18 protein-coding genes and 2 pseudogenes are annotated in these 15,616 nt (G+C 64.2%); 10 read left to right on the forward strand and 10 right to left on the reverse strand.

The features are described 5' to 3' along the window. Positions 1-187, forward strand: a pseudogene (locus tag A3M7_RS47705) (IS701 family transposase); the annotation flags it as partial. A gap of 36 nt (positions 188-223) precedes the next feature. Here the strand turns inward: A3M7_RS47705 and A3M7_RS0135700 are convergent. Further along, positions 224-859, reverse strand: coding sequence for a hypothetical protein (locus A3M7_RS0135700; protein WP_245284400.1), 636 nt, complete (start codon positions 857-859; stop codon positions 224-226). 29 nt (positions 860-888) lie between these two features. After that, positions 889-1,485 (reverse strand): superoxide dismutase, encoded by a 597-nt coding sequence (locus A3M7_RS0135705; RefSeq protein ID WP_027548195.1) that lies wholly within the window; start codon positions 1,483-1,485, stop codon positions 889-891. Between the two features lie 536 nt (positions 1,486-2,021). On the opposite strand from A3M7_RS0135705, the gene A3M7_RS0135710 reads away from it, so the two are divergent. Next, a complete protein-coding gene (locus A3M7_RS0135710) occupies positions 2,022-2,753 on the forward strand; it encodes a haloacid dehalogenase type II (RefSeq protein WP_027548196.1) in 732 nt (243 codons plus the stop codon). A 74-nt stretch (positions 2,754-2,827) separates the two neighbouring features. Further along, positions 2,828-3,295, forward strand: a complete 468-nt coding sequence (locus tag A3M7_RS0135715) for a YbaK/EbsC family protein (protein WP_027548197.1) — start codon at positions 2,828-2,830, stop codon at positions 3,293-3,295. Positions 3,296-3,403: 108 nt separating this feature from the next. Here A3M7_RS0135715 and A3M7_RS49230 read toward each other — a convergent pair whose 3' ends face one another. Further along, positions 3,404-3,625: a hypothetical protein gene (locus tag A3M7_RS49230; protein WP_156937080.1), complete on the reverse strand. Its 222-nt coding sequence runs from the start codon at positions 3,623-3,625 to the stop codon at positions 3,404-3,406. Between the two features lie 164 nt (positions 3,626-3,789). Between A3M7_RS49230 and A3M7_RS0135725 the strand changes: the two genes are divergently transcribed. Continuing rightward, positions 3,790-4,620, forward strand: coding sequence for an adenylate/guanylate cyclase domain-containing protein (locus A3M7_RS0135725; RefSeq protein ID WP_027548198.1), 831 nt, complete (start codon positions 3,790-3,792; stop codon positions 4,618-4,620). Positions 4,621-4,670: 50 nt separating this feature from the next. Here the strand turns inward: A3M7_RS0135725 and A3M7_RS0135730 are convergent, their stop codons facing one another. The 3 genes from A3M7_RS0135730 to A3M7_RS51135 form a co-directional block, all read right to left on the reverse strand. Beyond that, positions 4,671-5,021 (reverse strand): hypothetical protein, encoded by a 351-nt coding sequence (locus A3M7_RS0135730; RefSeq protein ID WP_027548199.1) that lies wholly within the window; start codon positions 5,019-5,021, stop codon positions 4,671-4,673. 210 nt (positions 5,022-5,231) lie between these two features. Beyond that, positions 5,232-6,215 (reverse strand): AraC family transcriptional regulator, encoded by a 984-nt coding sequence (locus A3M7_RS0135735; RefSeq protein ID WP_027548200.1) that lies wholly within the window; start codon positions 6,213-6,215, stop codon positions 5,232-5,234. Next, a complete protein-coding gene (locus tag A3M7_RS51135) occupies positions 6,202-6,330 on the reverse strand; it encodes a hypothetical protein (protein WP_256374914.1) in 129 nt (42 codons plus the stop codon). The genes A3M7_RS0135735 and A3M7_RS51135 overlap by 14 nt, the downstream gene beginning before the upstream one ends. Positions 6,331-7,613: 1,283 nt before the next feature. On the opposite strand from A3M7_RS51135, the pseudogene A3M7_RS51420 reads away from it, so the two are divergent. Then, positions 7,614-8,132: pseudogene (locus A3M7_RS51420) on the forward strand (autotransporter outer membrane beta-barrel domain-containing protein); the annotation flags it as partial. Between the two features lie 16 nt (positions 8,133-8,148). Further along, the gene (locus tag A3M7_RS51425; protein WP_371090245.1) at positions 8,149-9,108 is read left to right on the forward strand and encodes an autotransporter outer membrane beta-barrel domain-containing protein; all 960 of its coding nucleotides are present in this window, start codon (positions 8,149-8,151) and stop codon (positions 9,106-9,108) included. 9 nt (positions 9,109-9,117) lie between these two features. Here A3M7_RS51425 and A3M7_RS0135745 read toward each other — a convergent pair whose 3' ends face one another. After that, entirely contained in the window at positions 9,118-10,104 is a 987-nt protein-coding gene (locus tag A3M7_RS0135745; protein ID WP_027548201.1) for a tripartite tricarboxylate transporter substrate binding protein, read from the reverse strand. A gap of 147 nt (positions 10,105-10,251) precedes the next feature. Here A3M7_RS0135745 and A3M7_RS0135750 point away from each other — a divergent pair, with 147 nt between their 5' ends. Next, the gene (locus tag A3M7_RS0135750) at positions 10,252-10,509 is read left to right on the forward strand and encodes a hypothetical protein (RefSeq protein ID WP_027548202.1); all 258 of its coding nucleotides are present in this window, start codon (positions 10,252-10,254) and stop codon (positions 10,507-10,509) included. Positions 10,510-10,558: 49 nt separating this feature from the next. Here A3M7_RS0135750 and A3M7_RS0135755 read toward each other — a convergent pair whose 3' ends face one another. Together A3M7_RS0135755 and A3M7_RS0135760 are read right to left on the reverse strand one after the other, a co-directional pair. Beyond that, the gene (locus A3M7_RS0135755; protein ID WP_049823906.1) at positions 10,559-11,050 is read right to left on the reverse strand and encodes a transposase; all 492 of its coding nucleotides are present in this window, start codon (positions 11,048-11,050) and stop codon (positions 10,559-10,561) included. Between the two features lie 88 nt (positions 11,051-11,138). Beyond that, on the reverse strand, positions 11,139-12,074 hold the full coding sequence (locus tag A3M7_RS0135760) for a LysR family transcriptional regulator (RefSeq protein WP_027548204.1): 936 nt from the start codon (positions 12,072-12,074) through the stop codon (positions 11,139-11,141). Between the two features lie 115 nt (positions 12,075-12,189). Here A3M7_RS0135760 and A3M7_RS0135765 point away from each other — a divergent pair, with 115 nt between their 5' ends. The 3 genes from A3M7_RS0135765 (at position 12,190) to wrbA (ending at position 14,426) form a co-directional block, all read left to right on the forward strand. Next, the gene (locus A3M7_RS0135765; RefSeq protein WP_027548205.1) at positions 12,190-12,942 is read left to right on the forward strand and encodes an SDR family NAD(P)-dependent oxidoreductase; all 753 of its coding nucleotides are present in this window, start codon (positions 12,190-12,192) and stop codon (positions 12,940-12,942) included. A 37-nt stretch (positions 12,943-12,979) separates the two neighbouring features. Continuing rightward, positions 12,980-13,678, forward strand: a complete 699-nt coding sequence (locus tag A3M7_RS0135770) for a pirin family protein (protein WP_027548206.1) — start codon at positions 12,980-12,982, stop codon at positions 13,676-13,678. Positions 13,679-13,826: 148 nt separating this feature from the next. Further along, a complete protein-coding gene (wrbA, locus tag A3M7_RS0135775) occupies positions 13,827-14,426 on the forward strand; it encodes an NAD(P)H:quinone oxidoreductase (RefSeq protein WP_027548207.1) in 600 nt (199 codons plus the stop codon). A 265-nt stretch (positions 14,427-14,691) separates the two neighbouring features. On the opposite strand, the gene A3M7_RS0135785 is transcribed toward wrbA, so the two are convergent. Further along, entirely contained in the window at positions 14,692-15,576 is an 885-nt protein-coding gene (locus A3M7_RS0135785; protein WP_027548208.1) for a protein-L-isoaspartate O-methyltransferase, read from the reverse strand. Between the last annotated feature and the right edge of the window lie 40 nt (positions 15,577-15,616).

A 15,616-nucleotide genomic window follows, 5' to 3' on the forward strand; every position in this document is an offset into this window, starting at 1 on the left:
CGCCCTTATGACAATGATTGCCTACGCCTTCCTGCAAAATCGTCGCCTCGCATATGCGGGGCGGAAAAAAAAGAATCAACGGGCCTCCGCCCCAGCCAACCATGCCCGCCGTACGTCACGCCATCGTCGATCTCATCCTTCGGCCGCCGTCTCAGCAGTGCCCATATTGCCGAAAGCAAATCCTTGAAAAACAGTGGCGCAAACCAATTCTGCCAAAGTAGTGCTAGTTCAGCGCACCGTATGTCAGGTCGTCGAATACGGTGACACTGTCGGCCTTGGTCCACAAGCCGATCATGCCGGCGTCCCTGATCGATGCGTCCTCGACCTCGAACATCGGCCTGCCGTCATACGTTACCTTGAATAGCTTTCCCGCGAATTCGCAACGCAGGGAATGCCATTGACCTGATGGCACCGATACCTTGACGCCATAGCCGCCTTTCCGGCCGACGATATCGAGCGCGCTGCGAACACCCTTGATCGTCTTGTAGAGCACAACATTGTCTTCAAGCGCGTTGGCCCGCACGACGTAGTAATTGTCGGCATCCCTTGCGCGCCAGACAATACCGGCCGCACGATCCTCGGAGCCTGCGATCGCCTTGAACTTGACCTCGACGAATCCGTCCAGGATGCTGGTGCCGTTCGTGAGCGCCACTGGAAACGTCGCCTGACCGGATTGTTTCAGGACGTTCGGCTTGCTTGGCGCCGTCGACTCCACCTCGACCGTCCATTTGGGCCGGCCACGACCCGTCATCGTCAGAGTCCAGCCTTCGGGCGCTGCGCCGGTTGCTGCGCTGTCAAAATTTACAGTCTCTGCCATCGCGCTTCCTTCCACCAACAATAGGAACAACGCCGCCGCCAAGAGCGCTACGCTCATTTCTTGCACGACGCCTAAGCTTCCCGCCTGTATTGATCGTACAGTGCTGCAGCGTTGTCCCATTTGATCGCTTCCATGTAGATGTCGACATACTTCGCGGCCGCGGCGCCATAATCCATGTGATAGGCGTGCTCATACATGTCGAGCACGAGCACGGGGCGTCCGCCGGCCAGCGTCGTCGTGTGGTCGGCGGCCCACTGATTGACCAGCCGCTTGTCGCGCGGCGAGTAGGAAAGAATCACCCAGCCGGAGCCGCCGCCTTCGGCCTTGCCCATGGCGGAGAACTCCGCGCGCCACCGCTCCATGCTGCCGAAATCGCGCGCGATCGCGTCGGCAAGTGCTGTGCTCGGCTTGCCGGCACCGCCGAGCCCGTCGAAATAGATTTCATGGAGGATCATCGAGTTTGACGCGACGAGTTCCTCGCGCTTCAGGCCGTTGATGACGAAGTTCGGAGCTTTCGCGAAGTCGAGCTCGGCGAGTTGCGTTCCGATCGCGTTGAGCCGCTTTACGGCGCCGACATAGTTGTTCTCGTAGTGGCTGACGAGCACCTTCTCCGAGATGCCGGCGATGGATTTCGGATCGAACGGCATCGGCTTGGGCTGGTATGTCATTGGCTTGGCTCCTGTTGGCTGATTGGCTTGCGCAAGGGCTTGCGTCCCCGCGAGTATTGCGGTCGATGCCGCGGCGGCCCCCACGCCCCTGATGAAGTCTCGGCGGTCGGTATTCGTGGTCATGGAGTCCTCCACTTGATCGTCGTCCCCAACGTGCCCCGTGTGCTCGCTAGCTCCTGGTGCTCGCCGTCTTGTCGCGTGCGCAAATAGACCGCGCGGTCCTCGTCGATACGAACATCGACGAGGGCCGGCGCGCTGGCGGCACCAATTGACGGGACAATTTCTGTGATGAGGTCGAGATGAAAGAAGACATGCAGCGTCCTTGGTGACCAGGACGCGATACTTGGGCATGTCGCCTCGCGGGGAGATCGCAAATCCCCGTGCCCCGAATTAAACGCCTGCCGGCGGCAGTGTCAATCTGCTGCGCGAGGTCGACGGGGTGACGATTTCTTGAAGAAGGTTCCGACCTTGTCGCGCACCGGGCCGTTTCGGTATTGTCCGTTCGCCTTGCGCAAAGATCCCAAAGGAGCGAGCCAGTGCCCCTCAAAGCCGTCGTCTTCGACGCCTACGGAACGCTCTACGACATCCAGTCGGTCGCGGAGACCACCGAAGACGCGTTTCCGGGCTATGGCGAGATCATCACGCAGGTCTGGCGGATCAAGCAGCTTGAATACACCTGGTTGCGCTCGCTGATGCGGCGCTACCAGGATTTCGCCACTGTGACGCGCGACTCGCTGGCCTATACGCTGCGCGTGCTCGGGCTCGCTTACGAGAGCGAGGCGTTCGAGCGCGTCATCGAGAAGTATCTGCATCTCGATCTCTATCCGGACGCGGCAGCAGCGCTTGCGGCGCTGAAGCCGCGCAAGCTCGCCATTCTCTCCAATGGCAGCCCGGAGATGCTCGATGCGCTCGTGCGCAACTCCGGTCTCGACCGCCTGCTCGATGCCACCATCAGCGTCGATGCCAGGAAGATCTTCAAGCCGAGCCCGGAGGCCTATGAGCTGATCGGCGAGGTGCTCGGCACCGCGCCTGACGAGGTGCTATTCGTCTCCTCCAATCCCTGGGATGCTGCGGGTGCAAAGGCGTTCGGGCTGAACGTCGCCTGGATCGAACGGGTGACGCCCGAGGCGATGGCGCTGGCTTGCGTCGAGACCGAACTCGTGGCACCGCTGACGATGTTCAAGGCGATCCGCACCCAGATGGACGAGCTTGGCTTTGCGCCGGATCATCGCGTCCGTTCGCTTTCGGAGCTGCCCGGGATCATCTAAAGATGCCCCGGGGATCATCTAGGGATGACCCGGGGATCGCCGCCCGCCCGTAAGTCCTCGATGAGCTGACTGGAATGAGCCTGGAATCCGTTCGCGCCTTCTTCGCCGAGAGAGCCCCCGACATCACCGTCATGGAATCCCCGATCAGCTCGGCAACCGTGCCGCTGGCCGCCGAAGCCTATGGCGTCGAGCCCGGCATGATCGCCAAGACGCTGTCCTTGCGCGTCGGCGAGCGCGTGATCCTGATCGTCGCGGCCGGCACCTCGCGGATGGACAACAAGAAGGTGAAGGCGCAGTTCGGCGGCAAGCCGAAGATGCTGGGGCTGGAAGAGGTCGCAGAGATCACCGGTCACGAGGTCGGCGGCGTCTGCCCGTTCGGACTGAAATCGCCGCTGCCGGTTTATTGCGACGTGTCGCTGAAGGCATTCGACGTGGTGGTGCCGGCGGCAGGCTCGACCCACAGCGCCGTACGCATCACGCCCGACCGCATGGCCGAGCTGACCGCGGCCGAATGGGTCGATGTCTGCGAGCACAGGCCGTAACTCGGGCACGTGTACACTTTGATAGCGCTGTTAGCGGTAGCGCCAACTGAAGCGATGAGCCAACAATGCTTATGTGGCGACAGGTCCGAAGTTCAGGTGACCTCACATCTAGCCGCCCCAGCCGCAATAGGGACGGCAGCGATAGCCTACACGATGCGAATGGCCCCAGTGCCAGCGCCCCCAGCCGAAACGCGCTTGCACCAGGTCGCCCTCCTGCACCATCGACTTGGCGGCGCCGGACAAAGGAGTGGCCGGAGCAGCCATTGCAGGTACGCCGAGCAATATCGCGCCAATCACGAAAAGTGCAGCAGGAATTTTGGTCATGGACATGACCTTCCTCCGATCCACAGCTTCCGATCACAATCAACTTGGCTGACGGCAATTCGTTGCACGGTTATGACGGTTTCGGGACGGGACGGCCGGTCGCTGAACCGCGATGGCGCCAGATGTGACGCCTGATGCATTTGCCGGTCAGGGAGGCTAATGTAGGAACCATGACCGACGACAAGGTGAAACGACGACTGACCACCGTGCTGTGCGCTGATGTGTACGGCTATTCCCGCCTCATGGAGGCAGACGAGACGAGAACGCTGGAGGCGCTCCGCCGCTACCGCACGGCCATTGCGCGATTGGTCGAGCGTCATGACGGCCGCATCGTCAATACCTGGGGCGATGCCGTGATCGCCGAGTTCGCCAGCGTCGTCGAGGCCGTGCAATGCGCGGTCGAGATTCAGCAGGAAATTTTCAATCAGAATTCGGACCCGCCTGATGCGAGCCCGATGCGGTTTCGCATCGGCATCAACCTCGGCGATGTGATGGTGGACGGCTCCGACATCTATGGCGACGGGGTCAATATCGCCTCGCGGCTGCAAGAACTCGCAGAACCCGGCGGCGTCGTGATCTCGAGCTCCGTCTACGATCAGGTGCACAACAAATTATCCGTTGGCTTCGACTGTCTCGGCCAGCGCCCCATGAAGAACATTGCGCCCCTGACCAGCTATCGGTTGACCTTGGGCGGCCGGACCGCCGGGCAAGGGAGCTTCCCGATCGCGGAAAGCCCAACTCCCCGAGAGACGGCTCGTGCTCCGCGGACTGGCGACAGGCACGAGCCATCCTCATGGACGCAAGTCGCGTCGGATTGGCTCGCGAAGCTGCCCCGCCCGGTTGCAGCTGCCCTCACGGTCTCGGCCTTTCTGATTCTGATCAATGTTTTCACGAGCCATAAGATCTGGTTCCATTGGCCAGTCGCAGCCATTCTCTTCGGTGTCGCCTTGCGGATGGCGCTTCGAGATCGACCTGAATCGGACCGCAAGGGAGAGCGCTGAACGAGGCGGCACGACCGCATCTTCGCGCCTACCGCTGCATCCAGGGAGCGCTAGTCGTCGTCATCGTAAGGCCGCGGCTGCGCCTGCGGAGGTGGCGGCACAGCATTGTAGCGCGGTGGCGGCGCGGCCCGCCCTCGCGGGGCCGGCTGCTGCGGCGGCATCTGATTGTTGGACTGGAACACCGCACGGCAGCCGCTGGAGAGTTGCGGCGTGTTCTGCTGCAAGCAGGCTGTGATGCGGCTCACATCCGGAATCTGGTCGCTGCACAGGCGCCACACATCGGGTGTGCAGGCCATCTGCTGTTCCATGGTTCCGCGATATTCTTCGGCGAATGCTGCGCCTTGCGCGACGATGCCGCCAATCGCGAGCGCTACACCCAGCGCAATCCGCTCTGTTCGCATGTCTCGATTCCTTCTCGATTCCCTCGAATTCTCTTCAATCAATGAGACGCGAGCTGGTTCTGGACCAACAAAAAAATGTGAAAGCGGCGTTGGAATCTTGTTCGATTTTGCCGATCTTCACCGCTGCGATTGGCCGCGATGCGGCGACGCAACCTCCCGCGCCGCGGTTTGCGCCACGAGATCAAGGACGGACCAAAAACGTCCTTCCGACTACGGCTTGTCGCCCGTTTCCGCGTGCCGCGCTTTCGCGTCCAGCGGCGTCATGCCGAAACGGCGCCGAAATGTCCGGTGAAAATACGAGACGTCGTTGAAGCCGGAGAGATGGGCGATGTCGCTGACCTTGGCCGTCCGGTGCCTCGGATCGCGCAGCAGCCGTGCCGCCCGCAATAGCCGCTGCTCCAGCACGAACTCCGAGAACGTGACGCCGCTCCGCTCGAACAGCAATTGAATGGTGCGTGGGCTGGCGCGATGGCGCCGCGCGAGGTCGGCGAGCGTGAGGCTGCCTTCGCCGAGCCGCGCCACGATGTCGGCCTTGATGGCTTTCAGCCGAGCCGCTGCGAAGCCGCGCTCTTTCGCCTGTTCGGTGGCGTCGCGCCTGCCGCCGAGCACCAGCACCATCAAATCCATCAGGTGTTGCGAAACGGCGTGCTGCGCCAGTGCATCGAGTCCCGGGGCGTGCTGAACCGCGAAGTCGTAATATCGATGCAGCAGCGCAGTGAGCGCTGGGTTGTGATCGAGCGGCCGCGCGACGCTGTCTTCGGCATCGGGGCAATAAGACAGCAGCGTCTTGCGGTCGAACAAAGCGGCCTTGTTGCCGCCCTCCTCGAGCTGCGAGACGAATGCGCCCTTGATGGAGGCGTCGATGAGGCTGATGCCCAGCGGCGCGACTTCGAGCGCGCGACGGCCCATGACCGCATGCAACGGCGAATCCGGCGCCATCAGCAATGCCAGATTGTCGCTGGCGTTGAGCGTCATAAATCTGATCGGCGTACCGCTGCAGGAGGATATCGTTGCCTGCGGCAACATCAGCGCTTTGACGTCACAGTGAAAAGAGCCGTCGGACAAAGGCGAAAGATCGGCTGCCATCACGCGGCGGCAAAACTCCTCCCGCCACATCTCATAGGCCGGCCCATGCGGCTCGCCGGCATAGCCGAGGCGCGGCGCGCCATGGATCGATTGGTCATCGGCCGCCATAGGCGCGCGTCTCCAGGCTGGTGTAGCGGAATACCAATATCGTGGTGGCGGCTGCGCGCAACGCACCGCACGCAAGGTTTCGCGCCGGGCCATCGAGCTTTGCGCCTCTGTCCATTTGCTGCGTCAACCCGCCGCGCCGCCGGCCTAGCCGTGCGTGGCATCGCCGCAACAGCCCGGCGCAAACCGGCGTGCTTGCGCCTTCAGCCATAATGCGTTTCGCATGGCTCCAAGAAGGGCCGCGCCGTTCCCGCTAGCAGTTCGGAGACTGCTACAAGGGAATTGTCGATGCCGATTGGAATACAGACCCGCGCGCAAGACGCCGTGACGGCGACCGTCCTGCGCAACGGGCTGCTCGTCACCACGGCGCTGGCGCCGATCATGCTCGGGGGACTGCTCTCGCTGGCACCCGATCCGGCGTTCGCAGCCTGCACCGTGGCCGGCACCGGCGTCATCGGCGCGCTCAATTCGGGCGACGTTGCGACCTGCACCGGCCCCGGCAACACCAACCACATCAACGCCACCGGCGGCAGCAACGTCACGGTCAATATCGGCGATGGTACGTTGACATCGCTCCTGCCCGGCGCCGGAATTCCCGCGATCGTTTACGACAGCACGTCGAATTCGAATGTGACCATAAATAACCAGGCCACGGTCTCCACCTATAGCGGAGCCGTCCTCCTGTCCAACGGCTCGAACAACAACAATGTGACGATCGCGGCCGGTGCGATTGCTGAGGGCACAGGCAACGCCGAAGCGGCGGTCGTCATCGACAATTCGAACGGTAATCTCGTCAACATTCGCGGGACGGCAGTCGGCACCGGAGCAAACACGACGGGCCTCCGAATAGGCGGGAACGCCAATGTCGTCACTGTTTATCAGGGCGGATCCATCGGTGGCGGCCATACCGGCGTGCAATTCATTACCGGCGGCAACACCCTCATCAATGCCGGCACGATCTCCGGCGGCTTCTTCATCGCCATCCAGGGCTCTTCCGGCACCGACACTATCCTCAATTCCGGAACCATCTCGGGCGGCGGCAGCGGAGCGATCGACCTGTTCGGGGGCGATGACGTGCTCACCCTCGCCCCCGGCTCGACGATCACCGGGTTTGTGTTCGGGGGCACCGGTACCGACACGCTGAGATTCGGCGGCAATGGCAGCGCCACGTTCGACCTCGGCACTCTTGGCGGCGGTGTGCAATATCTCGAGTTCGAGCAGCTCGCCAAGGTCGGCTCCTCGGTCTGGACGCTGACCGGCACCACCGCCTTCAACGGCGCGATGACGGTGGACGCAGGCGGCCTGATCGTGAACGGCACCTTGCCTTCGGTGGTTACCGTCAACGGCGGCTATCTCGGCGGCACCGGCACGGTTGGCGGCATCGTCGTCAACAATGGCGGCATGGTCGCAACAGGCAATTCGATCGGGACCCTCAATGTCAGCGGCAATGTCACCTTCAATGCCGGCTCGACCTTTCAGGTCGAGATCAATGCCGGCGGCCAGTCCGACAAGATCGCCGCAACCGGCACCGCAACCCTCAATGGCGGCACGGTGCAGATCGTGCCGCTCGGCGCGGGCTTTCTCGCCAACACCCAATACACGATCCTCACCGCGACCGGCGGCGTCACCGGCACGTTCGCGACGCTCACGACCTCGGGCAGCCCGCTGGTCTCGGGGCAGCTCAGCTACGACGCCAACAATGTCTACTTCCTTCTGCAACAGATCGGCGGCTTCGGCACGCTGTCGGGCCTGACACCGAACCAGGCCGCGGTAGCCGGCGCGCTGGATCAGGCGCAGTCCGGCGGCGCGTCGGGACCACTCGGCACCGCGATCAACACGCTCGCCGTGCTCAATGCATCGGGCATCAAGGCCGGTCTCGACGATCTCGCCGGGCAAATCCACGCCGATGGTCGCCGCTTCACCACCGACCAGGCCGATGCGTTCCAGGGCTTCATGTGGAACGCCGGCACGCAATCGCGCGGCGAGACCCTGCGCATGTCGGTGTCCTCCTACGCCGCGGAGCCGGCCGACCCGATCGGCAAGGCGCCCGGCGCGCGCCGCGCCCGCGCAGAGCGTATGGTTTGGCGGTTACGGCAATTGGGACAAGGTGGCAGCGACCGACATCGCCTTCGGAACAAATGCAAGCGTCGGCGGAGCCGCGCTCGGCGTCGATCTGTGGCGCACGACGGGCCTCATCGCAGGTCTCGCGGTCGGCGCCTCGACCGGAAAGCTGCGGACGGCGGGCCGCGCCGACAGCATCGAGGCCAATGCCGGCCATGGCGGCTTCTACGCGCGTGGCGAGAGCGGCGGATTCAATCTCGCATCCGCGATCAGCTATTCCTTCGCGGCGCTCGAATCCTCGCGCACGATCTCGTTCCTGGGAGAAACCGCGACCGGCTCCTCGCATACCCACACCTTTGCCGCATCGCTCGGCATCGCGCGGCCGTTCGACGTCGGACGGGGTGTGACAGCCGAGCCGTTCGCCAAGGCCGACTGGTATGCGACGCGCCAGAACGGCTTTTCCGAGACCGGCGCACCCGGCGTGAATCAGGTGGTGCGAGCCGGCGGCTTCGACACCGCCTATGGCACGGCCGGTCTACGGGCGCTTTGCGACACCATGATGCCGAACGGTCGCGCGGCGGAGTTCGGCGCGACACTTGCCATACGCCACGAGTTTTCCGGCAATGCGCCATCCATGACCGCGGCCTTCGACGGCGCGCCGGGCATTCCGATCGCGATCACGGGCGTCGGACGGGCCCGCACGGCGGCACTCACCGGTGCCGAGATCCGGTGGGATCTCACTGCCGCGACGTCGTTCAAGGCCTCCTATGAGGGCGCGTTCGCACCGGGTCTCGACCGGCACACCTTGCGGGGCACGGTCCGCAGCGAATTCTGAGCCGGGCCCCTACTCCACCCGGCCGATCTTCTTCACCGCCGTGATCAGGCGCGCGCTATCGTCGGCGACGAAACGCGAGAACTCCGGCGCGTCCTGATAGGCGACGAGACTGCCTGAGGTGTCGAAGGCCTTGAGGACGTCCGGACTCGTCATCACCTGCGCCATGGCCTCGCGCAGCCGGGTCGCGATCGGCGCAGGAAGAGAGCTCGGTGCAAAGAGCCCGGCCCAGATGTACATCTCGACATCCTTGTAGCCGAGCTCCTGGAAGGTCGGCACGTCGGGGAAGCTCGCGATGCGTCGCGCGCCGCAATTGCCGAGCACGCGCAGCTTGCCGTCATCGACCTGCGGCTTCAGCGTGCCGGGCGCGGCGGCGATCGCCTGCACGGTGCCGCTGAGCAACGCGGTGAGCGCGGGACCCGCGCCGCGGAACGGCACATGCAGCAACTTGATGCCGGCGCTGTTCGCAAACATCTCCATCGCCACATGCAGCGTGCCGTAAGGTCCGGACGAGCCATAGGTGATCTGGCCCGGCCGCTTCTTCGCGTCCTCGATGAAATCCTGCGCAGTCTTCCATGGCGCCGAGGCCGGCACCGCGAGCAGCGTGGGATCGGCGAGCACGCGCGCAATCGGCATGAACTGCGAGACCTCATAGGCGACGGGACGGTCGAACAGCCGGTCGGCCTCCGGCAGCACCGCGAGCGACGAAAGGGTCATCAGCAGCGTGTAACCATCAGGCTCGGCGCGCGCCGCCGCGGCATTGCCGACCGATCCACCGCCGCCTCCGGCGCGGTTGTCGACGATCACGGGCTTGCCAAGGATCCGCTCCAGCGCCATGGCCACGGGGCGCGCGGCGAGATCGGCCTGGCCGCCGGCCGGAAACGGCACGATCATGGTGATGTTGCGGGCCGGATAGCTCTGCGCGAACGCATGATCCGGTGACGCAGCCCGCAACAACGGCAATGCGGCGGCCGCGCGCAAGAGATCGCGTCGATCCATGATGGTCCCTCCCCTCGATCTTCTTTGTTTCGCAGCTAGCCTAGCGCGGCGATCGGCAGGAACAAGACGTTTACGAAGGGTTAACCATGTCCGGTCCGGCCCGGAACGCATGCCTGGGTCCGCTGTTGCCCTCCCAGGGAGTGAGTGATGCGCAATCTTCGGACCATTGATGTCGCGTTGGACGAGATGCTGGTGAATCTCGCTGCGATCGTGCTGCGGCTGTCAAAGCCCGAGGTGACGCGAACCCCGGAAGCGCGGCGCGCCTTGGCGCAATCGGTCCACCAATACGCAGTCTGCGCGGCACACTCGACGGATCCGCGCGTCCACGAATTGAAATCGGAGCTGGAAAAGACACTGAGGCCGAACTTGCGAATTGTCGCAAACAACGGCGTGAAGGTGTCTTAGCGAGATCCCGTAGTAGGGTGGGCAAAGGCGCAAAGCGCCGTGCCCACCTTCATTCGCCAAAATGCCCAGCGATGTCCCGCGTGTCCCCTCCCCAATCTGCGGGCAGGACACCTTGGTCGACGTAACGATGAAAGCTGCTGTACGACCAATCGCCGACGCGACTAACGAGCCCGTGCTTCACAGGGTTGAAGTGTATGTAATCAACATGGCGCTCCAAGTCGGCGTCATTGCGAATTGCGTGCTCCCAGTAGCGACGTTGCCAAATGCCCTTCTCGCGCTTCTTCAATTTGCTTGCCGAACGCGCTTGAACCTCCAAGCCTCGCGAAAAGCCACCTTTGATCAAATTCCATCGAGACGAAAAATCGGCATCATCCTCCGGCAGCGCCCAGATCGCGTGCAGGTGGTCGGGCAAAATGCAGATTGCGACGGTCTCGAACGGTCGGCGCTGTAACACCGTTCGGTATATTCGCCTCAGGCGATCAATCTGGTCCACGAGCAGAGTGCTTGACCGATCGGCGAGCACGACGGTGAAGAAGAACATTTCGCCTTGCGCTCGTCGGTATTGAGACATTTGCGATCCCCTGGCGCAAATTTGGTGGGCACGCTACGCTTTGCCCACCCTACAATAGTCATCCGGCTTTCCCGCCTTTCCTCACTCGCCGCTTGCAGGTGCCAGGCAGTTTTGCCGCGAGAAAATCGCCGAGGGCTTCGACGCGCGCGGGGCGCGGGCCGCCGGGTGGCGTCACCAGGTGCACGGCGCCTTCGGCCTGCTTCCAGTCCTTCAGGATCACCTCGACCTCGCCGGAGGAGATGGCCTCGCCGACGATGAATTCGGGAAGCTCGGCGATGCCGAGGCCGGCGATCAGCGCCGGCATCACCGCTTCGCCGTTGTTGACGCGAAGCTGCCCGCCCGGGCGCACGCTCGCCTGCTCGCCGGCGGAATTGGTGTAGTGCCAGACGTTGGGCGTGGAGAGATAGGCGTAGCTGAAGCATTTGTGCTCGGCCAGATGCATCGGATGCGTCGGCCGGCCGTGGCGCTTGAGGTAGGACGGCGCCGCCACCGTGAACCGCGGCATGGTGAACAGCCGGCGTGCGATCAGCGAGGAATCCGGCAGCCGCGCGATCCGCACCGCCATGTCGAAGCCCTCGCCGATCAGGTCGATGGTCGCATCGCTCAGATGCAGATCGACCGAGACCTCCGGATAGGTTTCGAAGAACTCCGGCAGCAGCGGCGCCACCGCCTTGATCCCGAACGTCATGGGCACGGCGAGCCGCACCAGGCCGCGCGGCGCCACCGATTGTGCCAGCGCCTCGTTCTCCGCCGCCTCGCCGTCGACCAGCAGGCGCGTCGCCCGTTCGGCGAGCTTGTGCCCGGCATCGGTCAGCGCGAGCCGGCGCGAGGTGCGGTTGAACAGTCGGGCGCCGAGCCGCTCCTCCAGCCGGGTGACGGCCTTCGACACCGTCGCCTTGGACATCGCGAGCTCGCTCGCGGCTCCCGCAAACGACCGTAATTCCACGACTTTTGCGAAAATCGCGAGCGCCTCGAAATCGGGGAGTTTTGCCATGGGGCCGGTCCAATCGGGCTATTTAGGAAACAATGTGTTTCAACAGTTTCTATTTTTATACCACAGGCGGAGGCTTATCCAAGGGTCATCAGAAATTCAGGAATGGAGAAATCCAATGACCAAGAAGCTCTCAGGCAAGGTTGCCCTCGTCACCGGCGGTTCGCGCGGCATCGGCGCAGCCTCTGCCCGCGCGCTCGCCGATGAAGGCGCGGATGTCGCCATCAGCTATGTCGCCTCGCCCGACAAGGCTGAGGCCGTCGTCACTGAGCTGAAGGCCAGGGGCGTCAAGGCCCGTGCCTTCAAGGCCGACCAGGCCTCGGCCAAGGACGTCACGAAGCTCGTCAACGACGTCGCCAAGGAATTCGGCCATCTCGACATCCTCATCAACAATGCCGGCGTCGCCGCCGGTGGTGCGACCGACGATGCCAATGCCGACACTGGCGCGCTGGAACGGCAGGATCAGGTCAACGTGCACGGCGTGATCGCGGCGATCCGCGCCGCCTCGCAGTTGATGGGCGAAGGCGGTCGCATCGTCACGGTCGGCTCGATGCTGGCCGACCGCGCCTCATTCCCCGGCCTTGCCGACTACGTCGCCACCAAGGCGGCCGTGGTCGGCTACACCAAGGGCGCGGCGCGCGACCTCGGCCCGCGCGGCATCACCGTCAACGTCGTGCAGCCCGGCTCGATCAACACCGACATGAACCCGGACGACGACCGCGACTTCGCGGAAGCCCAGCGCAAGCAGCACGCGCTCCAGCGCTTCGGCCGCCCCGAGGAAGTCGCCGCCGGCGTGGTCTTCCTCGCAAGCCCGGAGGCCTCCTTCGTCACCGGCACCGTGCTCAATGTCGACGGCGGGTTCGGCGCCTGAGCAAGGCGCCACCCGCTCAACCCAAGGAATTACGCACATGATCGAACTCAGACCTTTCGCGAAGCTCGGCGGCGCCGATCACGGCTGGCTCAAGGCCAAGCATCACTTCTCCTTCGCAAGCCATTACGACCCGGACAACATGGGTCACGGTGCCTTGCGGGTGTGGAACGACGACGAGATCGCGCCGAACACCGGCTTTCCCGCCCATCCCCACGCCAACATGGAAATCATCACCTATGTGCGCGAAGGCGCGATCACCCATCAGGACAGCCTCGGCAACGAGGGACGCACCGAGGCGGGCGACGTGCAGGTCATGAGCGCCGGCAGCGGCATCCGCCATTCCGAGTACAATCTCGAGCCGAGCAAGACCCGGATCTTCCAGATCTGGATCGAGCCTGTGACGCGCGGCGGACAGCCGACCTGGGGCTCGAAGCCGTTCCCGAAGGCAGACCGCTCCGGCAAGCTCGTCACCATCGCGAGCGGTTTCGAGGACGACGCGGACGCACTGCCGATCCGCGCCGATGCGCGGGTGCTCGCCACCACGCTGAAGGCCGGCGAGAGCGCGGAGTACGAGCCGCAGAAGTCGCGGCATCTTTATCTGGTGCCCGCGGCGGGCTCAGTCGAGATCAACGGCGTGCGCGTCAACGCCCGTGACGGCGCCGCGATCCGCGACGAGAGCACGCTGAAGATCACCGCCCTGGAGGATTCAGAGCTCGTGCTCGTCGACGCGGCGTAAAGCCCCACACACCAACTCGTCATGCCCGGCCTTGAGCCGGGCATCCATCGCCTTCGCATAAAGCTTTTCGAAGAGCGATGGGTTGCCGGGTCAAGCCCGGCAACGACACCGAACAGAACAACTCACTTCATCATCACCGGAGACCACCATGACCAAAGTTCTCGTCCTGTATTATTCCGCCTACGGCCACATCGAAGCGATGGCCAATGCCGTTGCCGAAGGCGCGCGCGAAGCCGGCGTCACCGTCGACATCAAGCGCGTGCCCGAGCTGGTTCCGGCCGAAGTCGCGAAAGCCTCCTATTACAAAGTCGACCAGGCCGCGCCGATTGCCAAGATCGAGGACCTCACCAATTACGACGCGATCATCGTCGGCACCGGCACCCGTTTCGGCCGGATGGCCTCGCAGATGGCCAACTTCCTCGACCAGGCCGGCGGGCTCTGGGCCAAGGGCGCGCTGCACGGCAAGGTCGGCGGCGCCTTCACGTCCAGCGCGACCCAGCATGGCGGCCAGGAGACGACGCTGTTCTCGATCATCACCAACCTCCTGCATTTCGGCATGGTCGTGGTCGGCATGAACTACGGCTTCGCCGGCCAGATGAAGCTCGACGAGGTCACCGGCGGCGCGCCCTACGGCGCCACCACGATCACCGGCGGTGACGGCAGCCGCCAGCCCAGCGCCAACGAGCTCGCCGGCGCGCGCTATCAGGGGCGCCAGATCGCGGAGACCGCCAAGAAACTGCACGGCTGAGCCTCGCAGTTAAGCTTTACGATCGACTGCATGGCTGATGCGACGCGGGCGGCATTCTCATTCGGGAATGCCGCCCCATCTCTGTGGGCACGATACTTGACCAAAAGCGAAACGAATGGCTTTCGAACTCTTGTTGATAGCGCAGATGATCCGCAGGCCCGCGCAGGCGCTGGCGCGCCGCTGGTATTGCCGCAGCCTGTTCCGCGCCTCGCGCGGCCGGTTGCAGTGCGCCGGGTGCACGCGGTCGTAAGGCGCGCGTAACCCGCTAGGCCTGCGTCACGTCGGCGTGGGACGGAGTAGGATCTGTAAGGACAGGCGCAGGCGCCGTCGACAGCCACCAGCCCTCACCGGCGAACCAGCATGTCTGATCCGGAGCGCCTTCTCTCCGCAACGACTGCACGCTCTCCCATCCTCTCGCGAACGCGTCGGCCAATCGCCGGCCGGCGTCCGCATCCTGCAATCCCGCGCAACCGATGAACTGGGCACGGCTGAGGAATTTCGCCGGCCAGCTCACGCCGTCGTCCGGGTGCGTGATCATCAGCATGCCGCCGAGCATGCCTTCGGGCGCGAGCGGAAACACCAGCCGCCCGCCGGGCCGCAGCGCATCGAGCCATTCGGCGGCCGGCTGCGCCGCGCCCGCGCAGACATAGATCACGTCGGCTTTGGGCAGATCGGACGCGATGCCCGAACGGTCGCGCACATCCGCATGGGCGATGTCCTTCAGATTCGCGCGCGCGAGCCCTGCCAGACGTTCGTCGATCTCATAGGCATGGACGCGGCCGCCGGGTCCGACGAGATGCGCGAGGATCGCGGTGTAATAGCCGCTGCCCGCGCCGATCTGGATCACGGTCTCGCCTTCCCTGACGGCGCAGCCGCTGAGCCAATAAGCGTGCGCACCGGGCATCCCGATATTGAGGCCACGCGTGCTGTCGAGCGCCAGCAGCGTATTCTGATAGAGGAACGCGGGATCATCATCGGGCGTCACGACATAGGGGTGGCCGCCGAGAGCGATCGACCACGGCCCGGGCCCGGCGAAAGGCTCGCGCCTCACGGTCCGAAAGGCCTCCTCGATACGGGGATCCGCGGTCTTCGCCGCGGCGCAGATCAACTGCGCAAAGAATGCGCGGTATTTTGCCGAACGATCTTCCATGTCGCCTCCGGGGAACAGAGGCGACGATAACACAACGCGC

It is taken from the genome of Bradyrhizobium sp. WSM2254, assembly GCF_000472645.1.
GTDB lineage: Bacteria > Pseudomonadota > Alphaproteobacteria > Rhizobiales > Xanthobacteraceae > Bradyrhizobium > Bradyrhizobium niftali.